Genomic DNA, 19,830 nt, shown 5'->3' with positions numbered 1-19,830 from the left:
CGCTTACGAGTGCAGCATGCCATCAGGCTGCTCAAACACCAGGTCTTCCATCTGCGCATAAGCAGACTCATTGCCCGGCGCATTGAACAATACCATCAGAATCACCCACTTCAGATCATCCAGCACCAGTGTGGATTCATCCAACTCCATCACACGGTCAATCACCATTTCACGGGTTATCACGCTCAGCACCTGAATATGTTCAAGGAACATCAAAAAGCCCCTGCACTCCACATCCAGTTTGGCCATCTCTTCTTCTGTATAGATGCGGAAAGAGGTCTGATCGTGATTACGCAGATAAGGTTTGTCACTTTCCTGCAGCTCAGCAAGGTGCTCCAGCCAGGACAATGCCTTAAGAATTTCTGACTGATGAAAGCCAGCCCGGGTTAACTCCTTGGTTAACTCGTCCTCGTCCACCATCATTTCCATTTCACTGTGCACATAGTTTTCAAACAGATACATGAGAATGTCGAACATGGCTAGTTCCTCTTTAGTCTGACGTAACCTCCGGGCACCGCAGCAACCCAGCCCTGTAACTCAAGTTCAAGTATTTGTTCCAACACGTGATCTATCGTTTTTCCGCTATGCTCAACCACCTCGTCTAATGATGTCACTTCATATTTGACACTAGACAACAAAGACGGAATTGGCAACTCACAGCTATTTGGTTTGCTGATATGGTGACTCAATCCCAAACCTTCAAGGTGTGAACTGCAAACAGCAGAGATTTCCTCTGTTATATCGACCGCATTCTCCACAAGTTTGGCACCTTTTTTAAGCAATTCATGACAACCTTCACTCTGACCGCCTAAAATTCCGCCAGGCACAGCGAAAACTTCCCGTCCCTGCTCTGCTGCCAACCTCGCCGTAATAAGGGAGCCACTTTTGACTCTGGCCTCCACCACCAGGGTCCCCATGCTGATACCACTGATTATCCGGTTTCGCTTGGGAAAGTTACCGGCATAGGGCTTGGTATCAGGCCAAAACTCACTGAGTAAACACCCTTGATGGCGTATATCTCCATATAAATTGCGATTGCGCCTGGGATAACACTCATCAACGCCGGTGCCCAACACAGCCACAGTAGCGCCGCCGGCATCCAGCGCTCCCAAATGGGCCGCGGTATCTATTCCCGATGCCATGCCACTGCATATCATCACCCCCTGAGTCGCCATATCACGGCTCAACTGACGGCTGATTTGCAAACCGGCATGGGACGCACTGCGGCTACCAACAACAGCAACCGCTGGTACGGTAAGCAGTTCACTGCGTCCTTTGGCAAACAATACACAGGGAGGGTCGTAAATGGTTTTCAATAGCGGCGGGTAAGCGGGATCATCGAGGCAGATAATGGCGTGATCATCGGCAGCATCCTGCCAGGCTAATGCCGCTTCAACCAGCTGGGGTTGCATTGAGATTTGTCGTTGCGAAACACCATCAAGGGAAAGGGGCTCGAATTCGAGACGCTGCCTGAGTTCAGACAGCGTCATATTTTCCAGTTGGCGTTGTATTCCGGCTGGCCCGATACCGGATACTGCAGCAACTGCCAGCCAATCGAGCAGCTGGTCAGACAGTATTACTCTCCCAGTAGTGGAAGTTGTGGAGTTTCCAGACGGTCATTTACCCGGACCGACCTTTCATTCACCATAATCAAGCCCAGACTGGTGTTATCGAACACTTTAAACACCATCAAGTTGCCATGATAGTTGCTCGGTAACTGGTAAGTGCGTGAATCAGAAATATTCGACATCAACCTGTCATAGGTGGAGCGATCGGTAGAAGGAACGGGCACACCATTATGACCCAGTACCACTTCATCACCATCACGAACGATGGCAAACACATCACCCGGCGTCACACCATCACGCTGACCCCGGTCGACATAAACCACATCCAACTTACCCATCTCCCGCACGTCGATACCCGATGCCAGAACATAGGCTGGTTCCGTCACCTCTGCCGCCTTTGGCATAAAGTACACTGGCAGCAGTGACGTATCATCCAGCACCAACATACGGTCACCCGCTTTGGTTTCGCGGAAACTGGACATCAATTTTACTGAAGAAACGTCGCCGCTGGCTGTCACCTGCCCAGTTGAAGTCAGTATCACTTCCTGTCCGAGATCTTCACCACTTTCATGACGGCTGAACTCACGTCCTTCGCTATAAAAACCGACCTTCTGACCGACAGGCAGTACGCCATCAACATAGACGGTCTGACCAACAATATGATGACGGGATTGAGTCTCTCCCCCCAATACCAATGGCTGCTCCTCAAACCAGTCGGCATCCACAACCCGATTCTGAATCAAATAAGGCTGAATCAGCGCCAAATCAATTGCAGGGACTGCATCACCTTTTGTCTGGATGCGTCCTTCTGGAGATTTTCGGATTACAGGCTTTCGCACCAGTCTTGGCTGGCCATCAACAAAGACCAGACTCAGTCTGTCTCCGGGATAGATAAGGTGAGGGTTGGCGATTTGTGGGTTATTGCCCCATAGGCTGGGCCAACGCCAGGGATCATGAAGAAAATGAGCTGAGATATCCCAAAGGGTGTCACCTTTTTTTACAACATAGGAATCCGGGTGGCCTGGTTTCAAAGTGATCACATCAGCCAACGCTGCTCCGGCCTGGGCTACCAAAGCCACTCCCAGCGTTAAGGGTAAAAATATGCGTTTCATCGGACCGTCCATGATGATTAACTCTTCGTTGAGCTTTTGCTGTCAATGAATGCCGCTTGGGATTAAAATTAATCCAACCACACAGGCCAGTATAACCAACTGGTTTAATTTTGACAGACTTGTTAAGAGTTTAACTAACTATGGCTTTACTCCAAGTACTATGTTTCCCAGATGAAAGATTGCGTACCCTCGCCAAGCCGGTCACCGACTTTGGTGACACACTGCAAACTCAAATCGATGACATGTTTGAAACCATGTATGAAGAGAAGGGCATTGGTCTGGCAGCCACTCAGGTCAACTTCCATCAACAGCTGATAGTGATGGACCTGCAGGATGAGGTTGAAAGACCCAAGGTCTTTATCAACCCTGAAATTATCGCCTCCAGCGGCGACTTCTGTAATGAAGAAGGTTGTCTGTCTGTACCGGGCGTGTTTGCCAAGGTTGACCGTTGCGAGCAGGTAACAGTAAAAGCACTGGACCGTCACGGCAATGAGTTCTCCGTTGAGGCCGATGGCTTGTTTGCTATCTGTATTCAACACGAGATGGACCACCTTAAAGGCAAGCTGTTTGTGGACTATCTGTCGCCACTCAAGCGCCAGCGCATTCGCCAGAAAATGGAAAAAGCCGCGCGCCAGCAAGCCAAAGCCAACTGATACACAGGATCTCACTTGAAACCATTAAACATCATCTTTGCCGGTACGCCGGATTTCGCCGCTCGCCACCTCCAGGCTCTGATTGGTTCTCACCACAATATTATTGGTGTCTATACCCAACCGGACCGTCCGGCAGGCCGCGGCAAGAAGCTGACTCCAAGCCCTGTGAAGTCGCTGGCGCTGGAACATGATATCCCTGTTTATCAACCTGCATCTCTGCGCAATGAAGAAGCGCAGCAGGAACTGGCCGCACTGAACGCCGACCTGATGGTGGTGGTGGCCTACGGCCTTATCCTGCCCAAAGTGGTGCTGGATATGCCAAAGCTGGGCTGTATTAATGTCCATGGTTCCATTCTGCCCCGCTGGCGCGGTGCTGCGCCGATCCAGCGCGCGCTGTGGGCCGGTGATGAAGAAACCGGTGTCACCATTATGCAGATGGATGTCGGTCTGGATACCGGTGATATGCTGCTCAAGACTCAGCTGAAAATTGAAGATGAAGATACTTCCGCCAGCCTGTATGAAAAGCTGGCAGCTCAGGGGCCTGAAGCTCTGTTGGAAGCCCTGGATGGTTTGGCCGCCGGGACCTTGCCACCGGAGAAGCAGGATGAGTCCCTGGCTAACTATGCTGAGAAGCTGAGCAAAGAGGAAGCTCGCCTCGACTGGAGCAAGCCTGCGGTGAATCTGTGGCGTGAAATCCGTGCCTTTAACCCATGGCCAATCAGCCACTTCGATCACGAAGGCAACACCATTAAAGTTCAGCAGGCAAGCGTGAAAGCCGAACCAGCGAATGCAGCGCCGGGCACTATTGTTGCTGCCGGTAAGCAAGGGCTAGAGATCGCCACAGGCGAAGGTATTCTAGTGCTTAACATGATGCAGCTGCCAGGCAAGAAACCTCTGGCCGTTGCCGATATCCTCAATGCCCGCGGTGAATGGTTTACCCCGGGAACTGTATTGGCCGGTCCACAAGCAGAGTAATCAATGAATATTCGAGCACTGGCGGCCAAAGCCGTCTACGACGTTCTGGAGCGCGGCGTGTCACTGTCAGTGGCACTGCCGGAGCAGCAAACCCGGGTCGCCAATGGCAAAGATAAAGGTTTGCTGGCGGAGATCTGCTACGGCGTAATGCGTCACTTGCCTCAGCTGGATAAACAGACCAGCGATTGCCTGAGTAAGCCACTTAAGGGCAAGCAACGCATTGTCCACCAGCTGTTGTTGGTTGGTTGCTACCAGCTTTACTTCACCCGGATTCCAGCCCATGCAGCGATTTCAGAAACGGCTGAAGCCTGCCGTCAGCTGGGGTTTGAAAATCTGGTTAAGGTGGTCAACGGCGTGCTGCGCAACATTCAGCGCAATCAGGCTCCCCTTGCGGAAGACAATGATACGCTCAGGTTCAACATGCCCGGCTGGATTGTTAAGTCACTGAAAACCGCCTATCCGGACAACTGGCAGGAGATTATCGAACAATCCCACCAGCGCCCGCCAATGTGGTTGCGTAACAACGCTCTGCGTCAAAGCCGGGATGAGTATCTGGCATTGCTGGAGCAGGCAGAGGTCGCGGCAAGTTCCGGTCAATCACCTCAATCCATACTGCTGGAGTCCCCTACCGATGTCGCCCAATTGCCGGGCTTCTTCGAAGGTCATGCCTCAGTGCAGGATGGCGCAGCCCAATGGGCAGCGACCCTGTTGGAGCCTCAGGATGGTGAGCAATTGCTGGATGCCTGTGCGGCACCCGGTGGCAAAACCTGTCATATTCTGGAACTCGCGCCAAAGGCCTCTTTGGTTGCCGTGGACTTTGATGACAAACGCCTGAAGCGGGTTAAGGAGAACCTCACCCGTCTGAACCTGAATGCAGACGTGATTCACGGCGATGCATCTGATATCGATTCCTGGTGGCAGGGCGATAAATTCGACCGTATTTTGCTGGATGCACCCTGCTCAGCAACAGGCGTCATTCGTCGTCACCCGGATATCAAATGGCTGAGAAAGGCAAAAGATATTGAGGAACTGGCAGCGCTGCAGAGCAAGATACTGGATCACTGCTGGCAGTGGCTGAAGCCCGGCGGTACTTTGCTGTACGCGACCTGTTCCATTATGCCGCAGGAAAACCGTGACCAGATCAATGCTTTCCTTGCCAGAACCGCCGATGCTACCCTAGACACGCTGCCGCAATCGGCGGCCGGGGAAACAGGCTGGCAGATTCTGCCTGGCCAACAGCAGATGGATGGTTTTTATTACGCACGCCTGCGCAAACAGGCTTAACAGCTGGCGCAGAACCAAGGGCAGTTTGCCTTTGGTAAAAGATCAAACGGGCAATTGAATGAAGATTATCATTTTGGGTGCAGGACAGGTTGGCGGAACGCTGGCCGAAAACCTGGTAGGTGAGAATAACGATATCACCCTGGTTGATACCAACCGAGCCAGATTGCAGTCACTGCAGGACAAATTTGATTTACGTGTGGTCACAGGTCATGGCGCTCACCCGGATATCCTCAAGGAAGCCGGTGCAGAAGATGCTGATATGCTGATCGCCGTAACCAACAGTGATGAATGTAATATGGCAGCCTGCCAGATTGCTTACTCTCTGTATGGTACTCCGACCAAGATTGCCCGTATTCGCTCCGAGCCCTACCTCAGCCTGCGCGACAAACTCTTTATCAACAGCGAAACCAAAAACAGCGAGAATAAGATCCGTGGTGGTTTCATTATTGATGAGCTGATCGCACCCGAACAGTTAGTGACCGCTTACATACAGCGATTGGTAGAGTATCCGGGCGCCTTGCAGGTACTTGAGTTTGCCGAAGGCCGTCTCAGCCTGGTAGCGGTACGCGCCTATTATGGTGGCCCCCTGGTGGGCAATGCGCTGGCAACACTGCGGGAGCATATGCCCAATATTGATACCCGGGTGGCAGCAATTTTCCGTCAGGGACGTCCCATTATGCCCCGGGGAACCACCATCATCGAAGCTGACGATGAAGTCTTCTTTGTGGCCGACAGCCGCCATATCCGTGCTGTCATGAGTGAGATGCAGAAACTGGATAACTCCTACCGCAATATTATGATTGCCGGTGGCGGTAATATCGGTTTTGGTCTGGCGAAAAAGCTGGAGCGTAATCATTCGGTCAAGCTGATCGAACGTCGTCAGGAGCAGGCAGAAATGCTCTCCGAAAGACTGGAAAACACCACGGTATTTTGTGGCGATGCATCAGATCAGGAGTTGCTGGTTGAAGAACATATCGACCAAACCGATGTGTTTATCGCAGTAACCAACGACGACGAAGCTAACATCATGTCTGCCCTGCTGGCCAAGCGCATGGGCGCCAAAAAAGTGATGGTGCTTATTCAGCGTGAAGCCTATGTGGATATTGTTCAGGAAGCCAATATCGACATCGCAATCTCGCCCCAGCAGGCCACGATTTCTGCTCTGCTGACCCATATTCGTCAGGGCGATATCTGTAACGTGTACTCGCTGCGCCGTGGTGCGGCCGAAGCCATAGAGGCGATTGCCCACGGCGACCCAGGCACCTCAAAAGTGGTGGGTAAAGCGGTTGAGGACATCAAGTTGCCGCCGGGCACCACCATAGGTGCAATCGTTCGTGATGATGAAGTACTGATGGCGCACGATAAGACTGTGATCGAACAGGGGGACCATGTGATTCTGTTTCTGGTCAACAAGAAGTTTATCGGTGAAGTGGAGAAATTGTTCCAGCCGAGTGCCTTCTTCTTCTGAGTCAGCCCCAGGGCCGATACCAACCCGCATAGGAGCTTAGTCACTCAGCGAGAGTTAAAAGGTTATGATGGCAATCAGGACAATTGAAGGTTTATTGGGATAAATCGAGATTGTTCTGGGCAGACAGCAAGCCTTTTAAACTCGCCCTTCGGGAGTGTGTCAGCCACACGATTACTTCACCAAATCGTCTTGCCATAGAAGTACTATGCCGTCATCAATTTGGCTGGTACTCGAATGGCTGACATCGCTCTGAGGAGATCAATCTTCTGTGCGGATTGGTATAAACATATGCTCAACATAAAACCTTTGCTTTTCCTGCTTGGCCTGCTGTTGTCCATGATGGCAGGCTTTATGTGCCTGCCCCTGATATTCGCCCTGTACTACGGCGAAGAGACTGCAGGCGCCTTTATGGTGTCGGCACTACTGACAGGAACCGTTGCCAGCATCTGTATGCGCAGCGGCAAACATCAGGACCTTACCCTGAATATCCGCGATATGTTTCTGCTCACCAGCCTGACCTGGCTGATTGTCAGTCTGTTTGCGGCCATGCCCTTCACCCTTTACCACGGCATTAACTACACGGATGCCTTCTTTGAAACCATGTCGGGGGTCACGACCACAGGTTCTACTGTGCTGTCCGGGCTGGATAAGATGGATCACAGCATATTGATGTGGCGATCCTTACTGCAGTGGCTGGGAGGGATCGGCTTCATTGTGATGGCGGTGGCCATTCTGCCGTTTCTTAATGTGGGTGGTATGAAGCTGTTCCGCACCGAGAGTTCTGATTGGGGCGACAAGGCTGTACCCCGCACCCGCAGCATGGCCAAAGACCTGTTCCTGGTATACCTGCTGCTGACCGTGATGTGTGGGGTTGCCTATCACTTTGCCGGTATGCAGTGGTTTGATGCCATTAACCATGCCATGACCACCCTTTCCACTGGCGGTTACTCTACTTCGGACAAATCCATGTCCAATTTCAGTGACAGCGCCCAGTGGGTTGGTACCCTGTTTATGGCCGCTGGCGGCCTGCCACTGTTGTTGTTTATGCAATGTCTGCAAAGACGCTCGATGAAAGTCTGGGGCGACCAGCAGGTTAAAGGCTATCTGGTATTTCTTATCATAGTGTCTATGACCCTTGGGGTCTGGATGTGGCTGACCCGGGATATCGCCTTTGCCGATGCCATCCGCCTCACCAGCTTTAACGTGGTGTCTGTGGTCACAACCACGGGCTATGGCTTAACCGACTATGGGACCTGGGGCGGCTTTGCCTTTATCAGCTTCCTGTTTTTGATGTTGGTGGGAGGCTGCTCAGGCTCTACCGCAGGCGGAATTAAAATCTTCCGCTTCCAGATCGCTCTGTCTGTGATGAAAGAGCAGGTTAAGCAGCAGTTTCATCCCAATGCCGTCACCCGACACAGGTACAACGGCCGTATCGTCACCGACGATATTGTGCGTTCAATCGTCACCTTCAGCCTATTGTTGACCGGGGTAATAGTGCTCCTGAGCCTGATCCTTGTATTGACCGGACTGGACCCGGTTACCAGCCTGTCCGGAGCCATAACCGCAGTGGCCAATGTCGGTCCTGGACTGGGACCAGAAATCGGCCCGGCCGGCAACTTTGCCGGACTCCCCGACCTGGCCAAGTGGTCACTGGCGATAGGCATGTTGCTTGGCAGGCTTGAGATTCTAACCGTGGCCGTGCTGTTCCACCCCGGCTTCTGGAAATACTGAACGACGCCCAACAAAAACGCCCGCCAATGCGGGCGTTTTCATCTTATCCGGATGCTATAACGTCAGCAGGTGGTCAGCGTAAACATCGAGATCCTGCCAGTCGGTATAGTCGATAACTGACTTGGGATCGGTTGGCCCATCAGTCATCTTCATAATCAGCTGAATCGCCAGTCTGTCGTACCAGGGCCAGGAGGGATAATCCACCTTACCGGGAATAATCTTCAGGTCGCCAGGTTGCCATGGCGACATCATCAGGAACTTCTGCAGATACTTGTTGTTTTCCAGCACTCGCTTTTCAGGCTTGCGGGCCACCACATTCACACAAAAGAAGCTGTTTGGCTTAGCGGAAAGTTGCTGCTGATACTTCTGCACAAAGGCGAACACTGACTTGTGGTAGGTGCCATACAGCACACAGGCACCCAGTACCAAGGTGTCATACTTATCCCATTGAGGCTCAGTGCCATCATTGATATTCAGCACATCACACTCATGTCCCTGATGACGGATACGGGCAGCGATTGCCTGAGCGATTTTGGCAGTATGACCGCCACGGGAAAAATAGAGCACTAATACGGATTTCATTTGCCACCACAGTGAGACCAATTCTGACACCCCATGTTAACCCATGGTGCAAAACACGCCTGCGCCAAGTTCACACTTTCGTTTCTTTATAATGCGAAAACCGGGCTAACCTTAATCACTGGCAAGCTATTGGGATTCTTATTAGAATTATCTAATCAGGATTAAAACAAAGTACGGACATGCAGCCAAAAGAGATAGATGCGGAAGCTATGGTGACCAATGCGCAGGAAGCGGCAAAGTGGCTCAAAGCCATCGCCAACCCCTATCGCCTGATGACACTGTGCCAACTGCTGGATAATGAACTGAGCGTTACTGAGTTAAATGAAAATATTCCCCTGAGTCAGTCAGCCCTGTCTCAGCACCTGGCGGTACTTCGTAAGCAGGATTTGGTGGACTGTCGCAAAAGCTCGCAAATCGTGTATTACAAACTGAAGAACGACAAGGTGCGGGAAGTGATTGCCATTATGTATAAGCAGTTCTGCGCGCCCAAAGAGGATTAATTCCCTCCTTAAATAACAAAGCCCGCAAATGCGGGCTTTGACCCTACCGGGCAGCGAACTCTGCAGCAAAGGCGTCTACCCTGTCCCAATCGGTAAACTCAAAAGTACCTGTTATATCGGTCGGCCCCTTGGTCATCCACATAATAAAGCGGATCATGGTACGGTCGAACAGGCGATATTTAGGGTAATCAATCTTACCGGCAAACACTCCCAGCTGCTGGGGCTGCCACGCCGACAATGTCAGAAACTTCTGCATGTAGGGATTGGTGTCCGGGGTGTTCTTCAAAGGCTTTCTGGCGACCACATTTACCGTAAAGAAGGCATTGGTTTTACCCTCAAGCAACGTCTGATAACGCTTACCGAACTCAAACAGCGCTGGCCTGTGTTTGCCGTAGCGAATGCTGGCCCCCACCAGTATCTTGTCGCTGGCAGCCAGCTCAGCTTCACTGATGGTATCGAGACAACTCACCTCAACGTCCTCTCCGGCTTGCCTCAGCGCATCAGCGATACGATTACAGATGTGCTTGGTATGGCCATCAACGGTGGAGTAAAGGATTCTTGTCTTGATCATCAGTTCTTCCAGAAAGTAGGAGTAAAGAGTACCAGCAGGGTAAAGACCTCAAGGCGACCAAACAGCATGGCGACCACCAAAACCCACTTGGCACCGTCAGAAATACTGGCGTAGTTGCTGGCCACTTCACCCAGGCCCGGGCCCAGGTTGTTAAGACAGGCGGCCACAGCACTGAAGGCGGTGATATTGTCCATACCCAACGCCAACAGGGCCAGCATACAGATAACAAACACCAGTGTGTACGCTGAGAAGAAACCCCACACGGCATCAATAACCCTGTCGGGCAAGGCGGTTGAGCCAATACGGATGGAGAACATGGCTCTTGGGTGCACCAGACGTTTCAGCTCACGTGAGCCCTGCAGCAACAGCAAAATTACCCTCATCACCTTGATACCGCCGGCAGTTGACCCACCACAGCCGCCGATAAAGCTTGAGAAGATCAGCAGCATGGGCAGGAACAGAGGCCACAGGTGGAAGCTCTCGGTACCAAAGCCTGCCGTGGTCGAGATGGACACCGCCTGGAACAAGGCATAATCCAGAGTTTCTTCGGGCGAATCATAGATACCTGAATGGTAGAGGGTCGCAAAGCAGATAGCCGTCAGAATCAACTGAATGGCGATCAGCACCTTGAATTCGGTGTCTCTGAAGTAAACCTTGAGGTTGATACCACGACGTGAGAATGCCGCAAAATGCACACTGAAGTTAATCGCGGCAATCAGCAGGAACACCACGCAAATCATATTGATGGTGGGGCTGTCGAAGTACCCCATACTGGCGTCATGGGTAGAGAAACCACCGATAGCAATTGTGGAAAATGAGTGGCAAATCGCATCGAACACGCTCATTCCCGCAGCCCAGTAAGCAACGGCACAGGCAATGGTCAGTAACAGGTAGATATACCAAAGCGCCTTGGCAGTTTCGGCAATCCTGGGCGTCATCTTACTGTCTTTAACCGGCCCCGGGATCTCGGCCCGATAGAGCTGCATACCACCCACGCCCAATACAGGCAAAATGGCCACTGCCAGCACAATGATCCCCATGCCACCAAGCCATTGCAACAGGTGGCGGTAGAACAAAATCGCCTTGGGTAAAGAGTCCAGACCAACAATAACGGTCGCCCCGGTCGTGGTCAGTGCGGAAAATGACTCGAAGATACTGTCGGTCCAACTGAGGCTGGGCTGGCTGGAGAATACAAAGGGCAAGGTACCGATTAGACCCAGTACGGTCCAGAACAGCACCACAATCAAAAAGCCCTCACGGGTTCTAAGATCAGCCTTGTGTTGCCGGTTGGGATACCAGAGCAAAAAGCCGATAAACAGGCTCACAAAAAACGCCTGAATAAAGGCCGTTCCCCCGCCATCTTTGTAGATGAAGGCGACCAGTGCCGACGGCAGCATGGTCATGGAAAACAGGCCGACCAGCAGGCCAATAATTCTGGTTATCGTTCTGTATTGCATTCAAAGGGTTCTTTCATGTTGCGGCCAAACCACAACGTCAAAATAAAACCTGCATTTTCGCATAAAGACACAGGTCATTCACTGGTCAAAACGGGCTTGAACCGCCCCCTGACTCACAGTTGCCAACTGAAGATTAAGTGCCTCTTGCTCACTTTTAGGCAACTCAAACTCAAGTGCAACCGCGCCACCAAAATCCCTGTGGGTGATAACCCCCTGATGACGTTCAATCACATACTCAACATCCCGCAACAGCCCATAGTCGCACTCAAGCGCTGCAGGGTACCTGAGCAACTTTAACTCGGTCTGCAGTTGAGGCAATGCCTGTTTCACGCCGGATGCATAGGCTCGCACCAAGCCACCGACACCCAATTTAATACCACCGTAGTAGCGCACCACAACAGCGCCAATCTCGCCGATGCCAGAGCCTTGAAGCACGGCCAGCATAGGACGACCTGCACTGCCGGCAGGTTCACCATCATCACTGAAGCCAGCAGTCATAGTGCAACCGGGCTTACCGGATACAAAAGCCTGACAGTAATGGGTCGCACCTGGATAGCGCACTCGAATATCGGCGAGTGCCTGCCGGAACTGCTCCGGGCTTTCACAACGAAACAAAAGGGAGATAAAACGGCTGTGTTTTATCTCCTCTTCAAATACCAGCTCAGCGGCCGGTACCGGGTAAGACTCAGTCAACTAATCCACACTCTCGGGTCATATTCTCAATGCTGTCTGCATGCACCACCACATTATCTTCAATGCGGATACCACCGAATGGACGGAATTGGTCAACCGCCGACCAATTAACCAAAGCTTTGGCGGCGGGCTGCAGATCAGCCAACAGGGAGTCAATGATATACAGACCGGGCTCAATGGTCAGCACCTGTCCCGCTTCAAGGGCTCGGGTACAGCGCAGGAATGGGTGAGATTCAGGAGCAGCCAGATGAGTGCCTCTATCATCCTGAGCAAACCCACCCACATCATGCACCTGCAGACCAATCATATGGCCCAGCCCATGGGGGAAGAAGGCACGGGTAACACCGGAAGCCAACAAATCCTCCGCCGTTCCTGTCGCCAGTCCCGCATCAAGCAACACCGAAGCCAGCTTGTCATGTGTGGCCTGATGCAGGTCTGCGTATTTGACGCCGGGCGCCATCATATCAATGACTGCCAACTGCAGCTGATCCATCGCTTTAATCAGGTCATAGAAAGGGTTTTTCTCAAAGGCATAAGTGCGGGTAATGTCGGCGGCATATCCTACGCAGGAAGCCCCCGCATCAATTAAGAATGAGTGCCGTTGAGCGGGAGCCTTTCGCTCCTGCACCATGTAATGAAGAATCGCTGCGTTTTCATTAAGGCCAATAATATTGCCATAGGGAAGATCATTCTCCCCCTGACCCGTGGCGGCAAGATAGGCCAGCAGGATATCGTACTCACTGCCACCACCGAAGAAAGCCTCCTTGGCCGCAGTGTGGCCCAGTACAGCAATGCGATTGGCTTCACGCATACAAGCCAGTTCGTATGGTGTTTTGCTGGCACGATGGAAGTGCAGATAGTGCATCACAGCGTCAGGATTGCGTGCGCTCAGCCCCAACACTTCAGCGACATCCAAATGTTCGCCAATATAGGCCCAGTCATTGAGATTAGACGGCAGATATTCAGCCACCTGATCCGCTTTGGTCAGGATCTGAATATCCACATGAGGCGTCCAGTAATCATCGGGAATATCGGCAACCTTATGCCAGAAGTCCTGTGGTTTGTAGAACAGCAGTTTGGGTTTATCTACACCATTAATCACCAGCCAGGAGTTGGGGTTGTCGACCACAGGCACCCAGGCTTTGAAGTGAGGATTCACTTTGAACGGATAGTCCATATCATCGAGAAACTGACGGTGTAACTGTCCTGAATGGATCACCAAACCCGCCATTTTTTCTCTGGTGAGAATCTCTTTGGCTCTGGCGTTTAAAATATTCAGGTGGTCCCGATAAAGTTCAGACAAGTGTTCCATTCTCTTCACCTAGTGTAATGAGTTAAAAATATTAAGTATTTGCTGTCCCAGTCCCTCAAATCGAGGATATCAGCAGTGTATCACAGGGGTAATATATTTCAGCCAGGTGATTAAAGTTAAACGATCGTTTAAATTGGGTGTTGAAATTTGTGTTAATTGGAAGCAAACTGAGCTGCAAACTGGTCAAACCATGACCACGCTGCAGAAAAGATGGATTGGGTAAAGCAACTCAATGGTAAGCCCGCCACAGCAATAAGGATGCAAGCAAATGATCTACCAAAGTCCCACGATTCAGGTCGAGTTACTGGACAATCAGGTGGCACGTCTGTGCTTCGATTCTCAGGGCTCGGTAAACAAGTTTGACCGGGAAACCCTGGACTCCCTAAACCAGGCGCTTGATGCCATTCAGGCTCAAAGTGACATCAAAGGTTTGCTGCTGACCAGTGGCAAAGACACCTTTATTGTTGGTGCCGACATTACCGAATTTCTGGGGCTGTTTGCCCAAAGTGATGACGTCCTGCGGGGCTGGCTGGAGCAGGCTAACGCCGTGTTCAACAAGCTGGAGGATCTGCCCTTCCCAACCCTGTCTGCAATCAAGGGCTTCGCTCTGGGTGGCGGCTGTGAAACTATTCTGGCCACCGACTTGCGAGTTGCAGACACCACTGCCCGCATCGGCCTGCCTGAAACCAAACTGGGTATTATCCCGGGCTTTGGCGGCACAGTGCGGCTGCCACGTGTGATTGGCGCCGACAACGCGCTGGAGTGGATCACTTCAGGTAAAGAGCAGCGCCCGGATGCCGCATTGGCGGTTGGCGCAGTAGACGCTGTAGTCGCCCCGGACAAGCTGGAGCAGGCCGCGCTGAATATGCTGAATGATGCCATCAGTGGCAAGCTGGACTGGCAAGGGCGTCGTGAGCGTAAGCAATCGCCACTGACACTGCCCAAGCTGGAAGCCATGATGAGCTTTACCACTGCCAAGGGCATGGTGTTCAAGCTGGCCGGCAAGCATTACCCAGCCCCAATGGCTGCGGTTAATGTGGTAGAAGCTGCCGCCGGATTTGGCCGCACTGAAGCGCTGCAGGTTGAGCACAAAGCCTTTGCCCAATTGGCAAAAACGGATGTCGCAACCGCGCTGATCGGCTTGTTCCTCAATGACCAACTGGTTAAAGGCAAGGCCAAGAAAGCTGCCAAGCAGGCCAACCCGATTAACCAGGCCGCTGTACTGGGTGCAGGTATTATGGGTGGCGGTATCGCCTACCAGAGCGCCAGCAAAGGCACGCCTATCGTGATGAAAGACATCGCTCAGGGCGCACTGGACCTGGGCCTGAATGAAGCGGCCAAGTTGCTGTCCAAGCAGGTCGAACGTGGCCGTTCAACCCCAGCCAAGATGGCAAAAGTGCTGAACAACATCACCCCATCACTGGACTATGCACCGGTAGCCCATGCCGATGTGGTGGTTGAAGCAGTGGTCGAGAACCCAAAAGTTAAATCCATGGTGTTGGCTGAAGTTGAAGGCCAGGTGGGTGATAACACCATCATAGCGTCCAATACCTCAACTATCTCCATTGACCTGCTGGCCAAGAGCATGAGTAAGCCTGAGCGCTTCTGTGGCATGCACTTCTTTAACCCGGTTCATCGTATGCCGCTGGTGGAAGTAATTCGTGGTGAAAAGACCTCAGATGAAACCATCGCCTCAGTAGTGGCTTATGCCAGCAAGATGGGCAAAACCCCGATTGTGGTTAATGACTGCCCAGGCTTCTTTGTAAACCGCGTACTCTTCCCCTACTTCGCCGGCTTTAACGGTCTGCTGGCGGACGGCGGTGATTTCTCCGCTATCGACAAGGTGATGGAAAAGCAGTTCGGTTGGCCTATGGGTCCGGCTTACCTGCTGGATGTAGTGGGCCTGGATACCGGTCACCATGCACAGGCTGTTATGGCCGAAGGCTTCCCGGACCGCATGGGTAAGACGGGTCGTGATGCTATCGACATCATGTTTGAAAACCAGCGCCTGGGTCAGAAGAATGGTAAAGGCTTCTACAGCTACACCACTGACAAGCGTGGCAAGCCCAAGAAGGAAATGGATGCAGAGGCAGTCAGCCTGCTGAGCGCCGAATATGGCGACACCAAAGAGTTCAGCAGCGATGAAATTATCGCCCGCACCATGATCCCTATGATTATCGAAACCGTGCGTTGTCTGGAAGAAGGCATTATCGCCTCTCCAGCTGAAGCGGATATGGGCCTGATATATGGCTTGGGCTTCCCTATGTTCCGCGGCGGCGTCTTCCGTTATCTGGATACCATGGGTGTGGCCAACTTTGTTGAGCTGGCAGACAAGTATGCACACCTCGGTGGTCTGTATCAGGTCACTGACAAGATGCGTGAACTGGCCGCCAATAACGGCAGCTACTACCAGGCCGGTTAACAGGGAGAGGAATTTAAAATGAAACAAGCAGTAATAGTCGATTGTATCCGTACTCCCATGGGCCGCTCCAAGGGTGGTGTTTTCCGTAATGTCCGTGCAGAGACTCTGTCTGCAGAGCTGATGAAGGCATTGCTGGTACGTAACCCCCAGGTCGACCCCAATGAGATTGAAGATGTTATCTGGGGTTGTGTACAGCAAACTCTGGAACAGGGATTCAATATTGCCCGTAACGCTTCCCTGTTGGCAGGCATTCCCAAGCAAGCAGGTGCCGTAACGGTAAACCGCCTGTGCGGCTCCTCTATGGAAGCATTGCATCAGGCATCCAGAGCCATCATGACAGGCATGGGCGACACCTTCATTATTGGTGGTGTTGAGCACATGGGACACGTACCCATGAACCATGGTGTCGACTTCCACCCGGCACTGGCCAACAATGTGGCCAAGGCGTCTGCGATGATGGGGCTGACCGCTGAGATGCTGGGTCGTATGCACAACATCAGCCGTGAAATGCAGGATGAGTTTGCCGTACGTTCACACCAGCGTGCTCATGCCGCCAGTGTTGAAGGACGCTTCGCCAATGAGATTGTCGCTATTGAAGGTCACGATGCCGATGGTGCGCTGATTAAAGTGGACTATGACGAAGTGATTCGCCCTGAAACCTCAATTGAATCTCTGTCTGGTCTGCGCCCGGTATTTGATCCGGTAAGTGGCACTGTGACGGCAGGTACCTCTTCGGCACTGTCAGACGGCGCCTCCGCTATGCTGGTCATGGAAGAGGAAAAGGCAAAAGCGCTGGGTCTGAAAATCCGCGCCCGGGTGAAGTCCATGGCTGTTGCCGGATGTGACCCGGCGATTATGGGTTATGGTCCTGTGCCAGCCACTCAGAAAGCATTGGCCCGTGCAGGCCTCACAGTTGCAGATATGGATGTGATTGAGTTGAACGAAGCCTTTGCGGCTCAGTCGCTGCCATGCGTTAAAGATCTGGGACTGCTTGATGTAGTGGATGACAAGATTAACCTTAATGGCGGCGCTATCGCCCTAGGTCACCCACTGGGCTGTTCAGGAGCGCGTATCTCCACAACACTGATCAACCTGATGGAACACAAGGATGCTCAGTTGGGTCTGGCCACCATGTGTATCGGTTTGGGTCAGGGTATCGCCACTGTGTTTGAAAGGGTGTAATACCTGACTATTCGCCCGGATATTAACAACGCAAAAACCGACCTTCACAGGTCGGTTTTTTTATATCGCCCATTAATCGATGAAATACCTATCGGATATAGCTCAATCATGGAAATTTTGCCACGGAGGTCTTTAATTAAGTAAGGGTAAACCAACAGGCAGAATTCAGGATGCATATAATCCCCCCCAAGGAACGGGCCACCAAGATGTTGTCGGAGCAGGTTCGACTCAACGAGATAAGACTGCAAAACATGAAGGATGATTTCGGAATAACCGACTCCGATTGTCAGCATCTAATGCACGCGCACGCTTTAGTAATGGAAAACCTGGAAAGCCTCGCCAGTGCCTTTTATAACGAGCAACTCAATGATAATGATGCCGCCCTGTTGATTGGCGATGCAGAGACCCTGTCCAGACTTAAAGCCTCGCTGGAGGAGTATATAGAGACGCTGTTTCTTGGTGATTACGATATGGACTATGTCAATTTCCGGCTCAGGATTGGCGTCGTGCATAAACGCATTGGGGTGAATGTCAGAATGTTCCTCGCTGGAGTGTCCTTTCTGAAGGGCCGTCTCGCGAGACTCTTTATCGATTCCCCAATGTCCGCTGAACGAACTCAACATACTTGTTTGGCACTGGACAGATTGATCGCCTTCGACACCAGCCTGATTATTGAGACCTATCAAAATGCATTAATGGCAGAGGTTGAAAACGAACGAAACCGTTCTCTCAGATATGCAGAAAAGGTGGAAGGGCTCAACAATGAGCTGACCCGGTTAACCAATACCGATACCCTGACTCAACTCCACAATCGACACTTCCTCAACCAACAGGCACCAAAGCTTATTTCCTCCTGTAAGCGCAGGGGACATCTGATTTCGGCTGTCTACATAGATATAGATAATTTCAAAGAGATTAACGATATTGAGGGCCATGACAGAGGCGATGAGATCTTATGCCAGCTCGCCGATATCATTCGCGCCATAGCGTATCCCGACCATCTGTGTTTCAGGATTGGCGGAGATGAATTCCTTATCCTCTGCCCTGATTGTGACCATCCTACGCTCGACACCATTTTCACAGAGAAATTCCAACAGCTGGTTTCAAACACCGAAGGACTTGAAATTAGCTTCGGTTTGGTCACTCAGCGACCTAAGGACATCTCCTCTATAGACCACTTGATTAGCGAGGCAGATAAGTTGATGTATAAAGCCAAGTCTTCCAAAAAAGGGAAGGTGTCTCGCATAAAATAGCTCTGGCTTAGCCACCATGATTTACCGAACGTCAGCTCATCAGAGATAGAGATGTTCCACGTGGAACATCTCTCCCCTTGCCTTGGTTTATCACCTATGGTGCAGTAATATTGTGCAACTTCAGTTAGTCCGTTCAACAGAGGAAATATGAGCGACGTATTTGAGTCGGCCCAACATCAATTGGATGCATTGGGGTTAAGATGCCCAGAACCCGTGATGATGGTTCGTAAAACAGTTCGCCATATGGCAGAGGGCGAAACCCTGCTGATTATTGCCGATGACCCGGCAACTACCAGAGACATTCCAAGTTTCTGTCAGTTTATGGACCATACCCTGATAGCCAGTAATACGGACGAACTGCCCTATCGTTACCTGATTAAGAAAGGTCTTTCATAAGGAAAATGTTATGCCACAGGTCGTTGCTATAGCCTATAAAACCCAAAAGCGCGGGGCCATGCAGGAAGTCTCCACCGCACTGGTTACCAAGGAATCAGGTGTTGGACAGGATATTTACGGCAGACCAGGAAAACGCCAGGTCACTGTAATGTCCCGTCAACAATGGCAAGCCGCCTGTGAGACAGTAGAACAGGATCTTCCCTGGACGACCCGCCGGGCCAATATCATGGTAGATGGCGTGGAGTTCAATGCCAGCTTTGTCGGTAAACAACTCATTATTGGTGATCTGGTACTGGAAGTGACTGGTGAAACCGACCCATGCAAGAAAATGGAAATGGCTTGCCCTGGGCTTGAAGCAGCTCTCGCTGTTGACTGGCGTGGTGGCGTCACCTGTCGGGTTATTGAGTCTGGCCAGATTACCGTAATGGATAGTATTACTGCCGCATAACCACAATCAAAGAACCCCATTATTTTATTTAAGGACTCCTGTACAGGGGTCCTTTTTATTGCCTGGGACTTTACATTTTTGCCAACCACTTGTTGCAAACTATAGGTACTCATGGCCCTTAAATTATGAGATAACTTCATCGCGGCAGGGAATATTCCACACAGTTCCTCAATGAACCTTTGCAAAGCCGGTTATTCGACACACCAGAAATAACGAAAAATAA

19 protein-coding genes are annotated in these 19,830 nt (G+C 51.6%); 11 read left to right on the top strand and 8 right to left on the bottom strand.

What is annotated here, in order from left to right:
* Positions 1-3 precede the first annotated feature (3 nt).
* From L2725_RS21570 to L2725_RS21560, 3 genes are all read right to left on the bottom strand, one after another.
* On the bottom strand, positions 4-477 hold the full coding sequence (locus L2725_RS21570) for a DUF494 family protein (RefSeq protein WP_248937714.1): 474 nt from the start codon (positions 475-477) through the stop codon (positions 4-6).
* Positions 478-479: 2 nt separating this feature from the next.
* Entirely contained in the window at positions 480-1,490 is a 1,011-nt protein-coding gene (gene dprA / locus L2725_RS21565; protein WP_249250870.1) for a DNA-processing protein DprA, read from the bottom strand.
* An 86-nt stretch (positions 1,491-1,576) separates the two neighbouring features.
* Positions 1,577-2,692, bottom strand: a complete 1,116-nt coding sequence (locus tag L2725_RS21560; RefSeq protein ID WP_428985311.1) for a LysM peptidoglycan-binding domain-containing protein — start codon at positions 2,690-2,692, stop codon at positions 1,577-1,579.
* A 128-nt stretch (positions 2,693-2,820) separates the two neighbouring features.
* Between L2725_RS21560 and def the strand changes: the two genes are divergently transcribed.
* The 5 genes from def to L2725_RS21535 all read left to right on the top strand — a co-directional run bounded on the left by def (position 2,821) and on the right by L2725_RS21535 (position 8,791).
* The gene (gene def, locus L2725_RS21555; protein ID WP_248937717.1) at positions 2,821-3,333 is read left to right on the top strand and encodes a peptide deformylase; all 513 of its coding nucleotides are present in this window, start codon (positions 2,821-2,823) and stop codon (positions 3,331-3,333) included.
* A 15-nt stretch (positions 3,334-3,348) separates the two neighbouring features.
* Positions 3,349-4,308 (top strand): methionyl-tRNA formyltransferase, encoded by a 960-nt coding sequence (fmt, locus tag L2725_RS21550; RefSeq protein WP_249250868.1) that lies wholly within the window; start codon positions 3,349-3,351, stop codon positions 4,306-4,308.
* Positions 4,309-4,311: 3 nt separating this feature from the next.
* Positions 4,312-5,592 (top strand): 16S rRNA (cytosine(967)-C(5))-methyltransferase RsmB, encoded by a 1,281-nt coding sequence (rsmB, locus tag L2725_RS21545; RefSeq protein ID WP_249250867.1) that lies wholly within the window; start codon positions 4,312-4,314, stop codon positions 5,590-5,592.
* Between the two features lie 58 nt (positions 5,593-5,650).
* A complete protein-coding gene (gene trkA / locus L2725_RS21540; protein ID WP_115139161.1) occupies positions 5,651-7,060 on the top strand; it encodes a Trk system potassium transporter TrkA in 1,410 nt (469 codons plus the stop codon).
* Positions 7,061-7,348: 288 nt separating this feature from the next.
* The gene (locus tag L2725_RS21535) at positions 7,349-8,791 is read left to right on the top strand and encodes a TrkH family potassium uptake protein (RefSeq protein WP_115139160.1); all 1,443 of its coding nucleotides are present in this window, start codon (positions 7,349-7,351) and stop codon (positions 8,789-8,791) included.
* A gap of 54 nt (positions 8,792-8,845) precedes the next feature.
* Here L2725_RS21535 and hemG (L2725_RS21530) read toward each other — a convergent pair whose 3' ends face one another.
* The gene (hemG, locus tag L2725_RS21530; protein WP_248937721.1) at positions 8,846-9,373 is read right to left on the bottom strand and encodes a menaquinone-dependent protoporphyrinogen IX dehydrogenase; all 528 of its coding nucleotides are present in this window, start codon (positions 9,371-9,373) and stop codon (positions 8,846-8,848) included.
* Between the two features lie 179 nt (positions 9,374-9,552).
* Here hemG (L2725_RS21530) and L2725_RS21525 point away from each other — a divergent pair, with 179 nt between their 5' ends.
* Positions 9,553-9,873: an ArsR/SmtB family transcription factor gene (locus L2725_RS21525; protein ID WP_115138943.1), complete on the top strand. Its 321-nt coding sequence runs from the start codon at positions 9,553-9,555 to the stop codon at positions 9,871-9,873.
* A gap of 43 nt (positions 9,874-9,916) precedes the next feature.
* Here the strand turns inward: L2725_RS21525 and hemG (L2725_RS21520) are convergent, their stop codons facing one another.
* From hemG (L2725_RS21520) to pepQ, 4 genes are all read right to left on the bottom strand, one after another.
* Positions 9,917-10,441, bottom strand: a complete 525-nt coding sequence (gene hemG / locus L2725_RS21520; protein ID WP_249250878.1) for a menaquinone-dependent protoporphyrinogen IX dehydrogenase — start codon at positions 10,439-10,441, stop codon at positions 9,917-9,919.
* A 2-nt stretch (positions 10,442-10,443) separates the two neighbouring features.
* Positions 10,444-11,901, bottom strand: a complete 1,458-nt coding sequence (locus L2725_RS21515; RefSeq protein WP_115138941.1) for a TrkH family potassium uptake protein — start codon at positions 11,899-11,901, stop codon at positions 10,444-10,446.
* Positions 11,902-11,979: 78 nt separating this feature from the next.
* Positions 11,980-12,594, bottom strand: a complete 615-nt coding sequence (locus L2725_RS21510) for a YigZ family protein (RefSeq protein ID WP_249250865.1) — start codon at positions 12,592-12,594, stop codon at positions 11,980-11,982.
* Positions 12,587-13,906 carry a Xaa-Pro dipeptidase gene (gene pepQ / locus L2725_RS21505; protein WP_249250863.1) on the bottom strand — a complete coding sequence of 440 codons (1,320 nt, stop codon included), beginning with the start codon at positions 13,904-13,906 and terminating at the stop codon, positions 12,587-12,589. Before pepQ ends, L2725_RS21510 begins: the two co-directional genes overlap by 8 nt.
* A 268-nt stretch (positions 13,907-14,174) precedes the next feature.
* Here pepQ and fadB point away from each other — a divergent pair, with 268 nt between their 5' ends.
* The 5 genes from fadB (at position 14,175) to L2725_RS21480 (ending at position 19,607) form a co-directional block, all read left to right on the top strand.
* Positions 14,175-16,328, top strand: coding sequence for a fatty acid oxidation complex subunit alpha FadB (gene fadB / locus L2725_RS21500; RefSeq protein WP_249250861.1), 2,154 nt, complete (start codon positions 14,175-14,177; stop codon positions 16,326-16,328).
* Between the two features lie 18 nt (positions 16,329-16,346).
* Positions 16,347-17,510: an acetyl-CoA C-acyltransferase FadA gene (gene fadA, locus L2725_RS21495; RefSeq protein WP_248937726.1), complete on the top strand. Its 1,164-nt coding sequence runs from the start codon at positions 16,347-16,349 to the stop codon at positions 17,508-17,510.
* Positions 17,511-17,680: 170 nt separating this feature from the next.
* Positions 17,681-18,763 carry a GGDEF domain-containing protein gene (locus L2725_RS21490; protein WP_249250860.1) on the top strand — a complete coding sequence of 361 codons (1,083 nt, stop codon included), beginning with the start codon at positions 17,681-17,683 and terminating at the stop codon, positions 18,761-18,763.
* 147 nt (positions 18,764-18,910) lie between these two features.
* Positions 18,911-19,159, top strand: coding sequence for a sulfurtransferase TusA (gene tusA, locus L2725_RS21485; RefSeq protein ID WP_115138935.1), 249 nt, complete (start codon positions 18,911-18,913; stop codon positions 19,157-19,159).
* 10 nt (positions 19,160-19,169) lie between these two features.
* Positions 19,170-19,607, top strand: coding sequence for an MOSC domain-containing protein (locus L2725_RS21480; RefSeq protein WP_249250859.1), 438 nt, complete (start codon positions 19,170-19,172; stop codon positions 19,605-19,607).
* The last annotated feature ends 223 nt before the right edge of the window (positions 19,608-19,830 follow it).

The sequence above is a fragment of the Shewanella corallii genome (assembly GCF_023349125.1).
GTDB classification, from domain to species: domain Bacteria; phylum Pseudomonadota; class Gammaproteobacteria; order Enterobacterales; family Shewanellaceae; genus Shewanella; species Shewanella corallii.
Note: the sequence above shows the minus strand (reverse complement) of the source record. Positions and strands in the feature narration are given on the sequence as shown.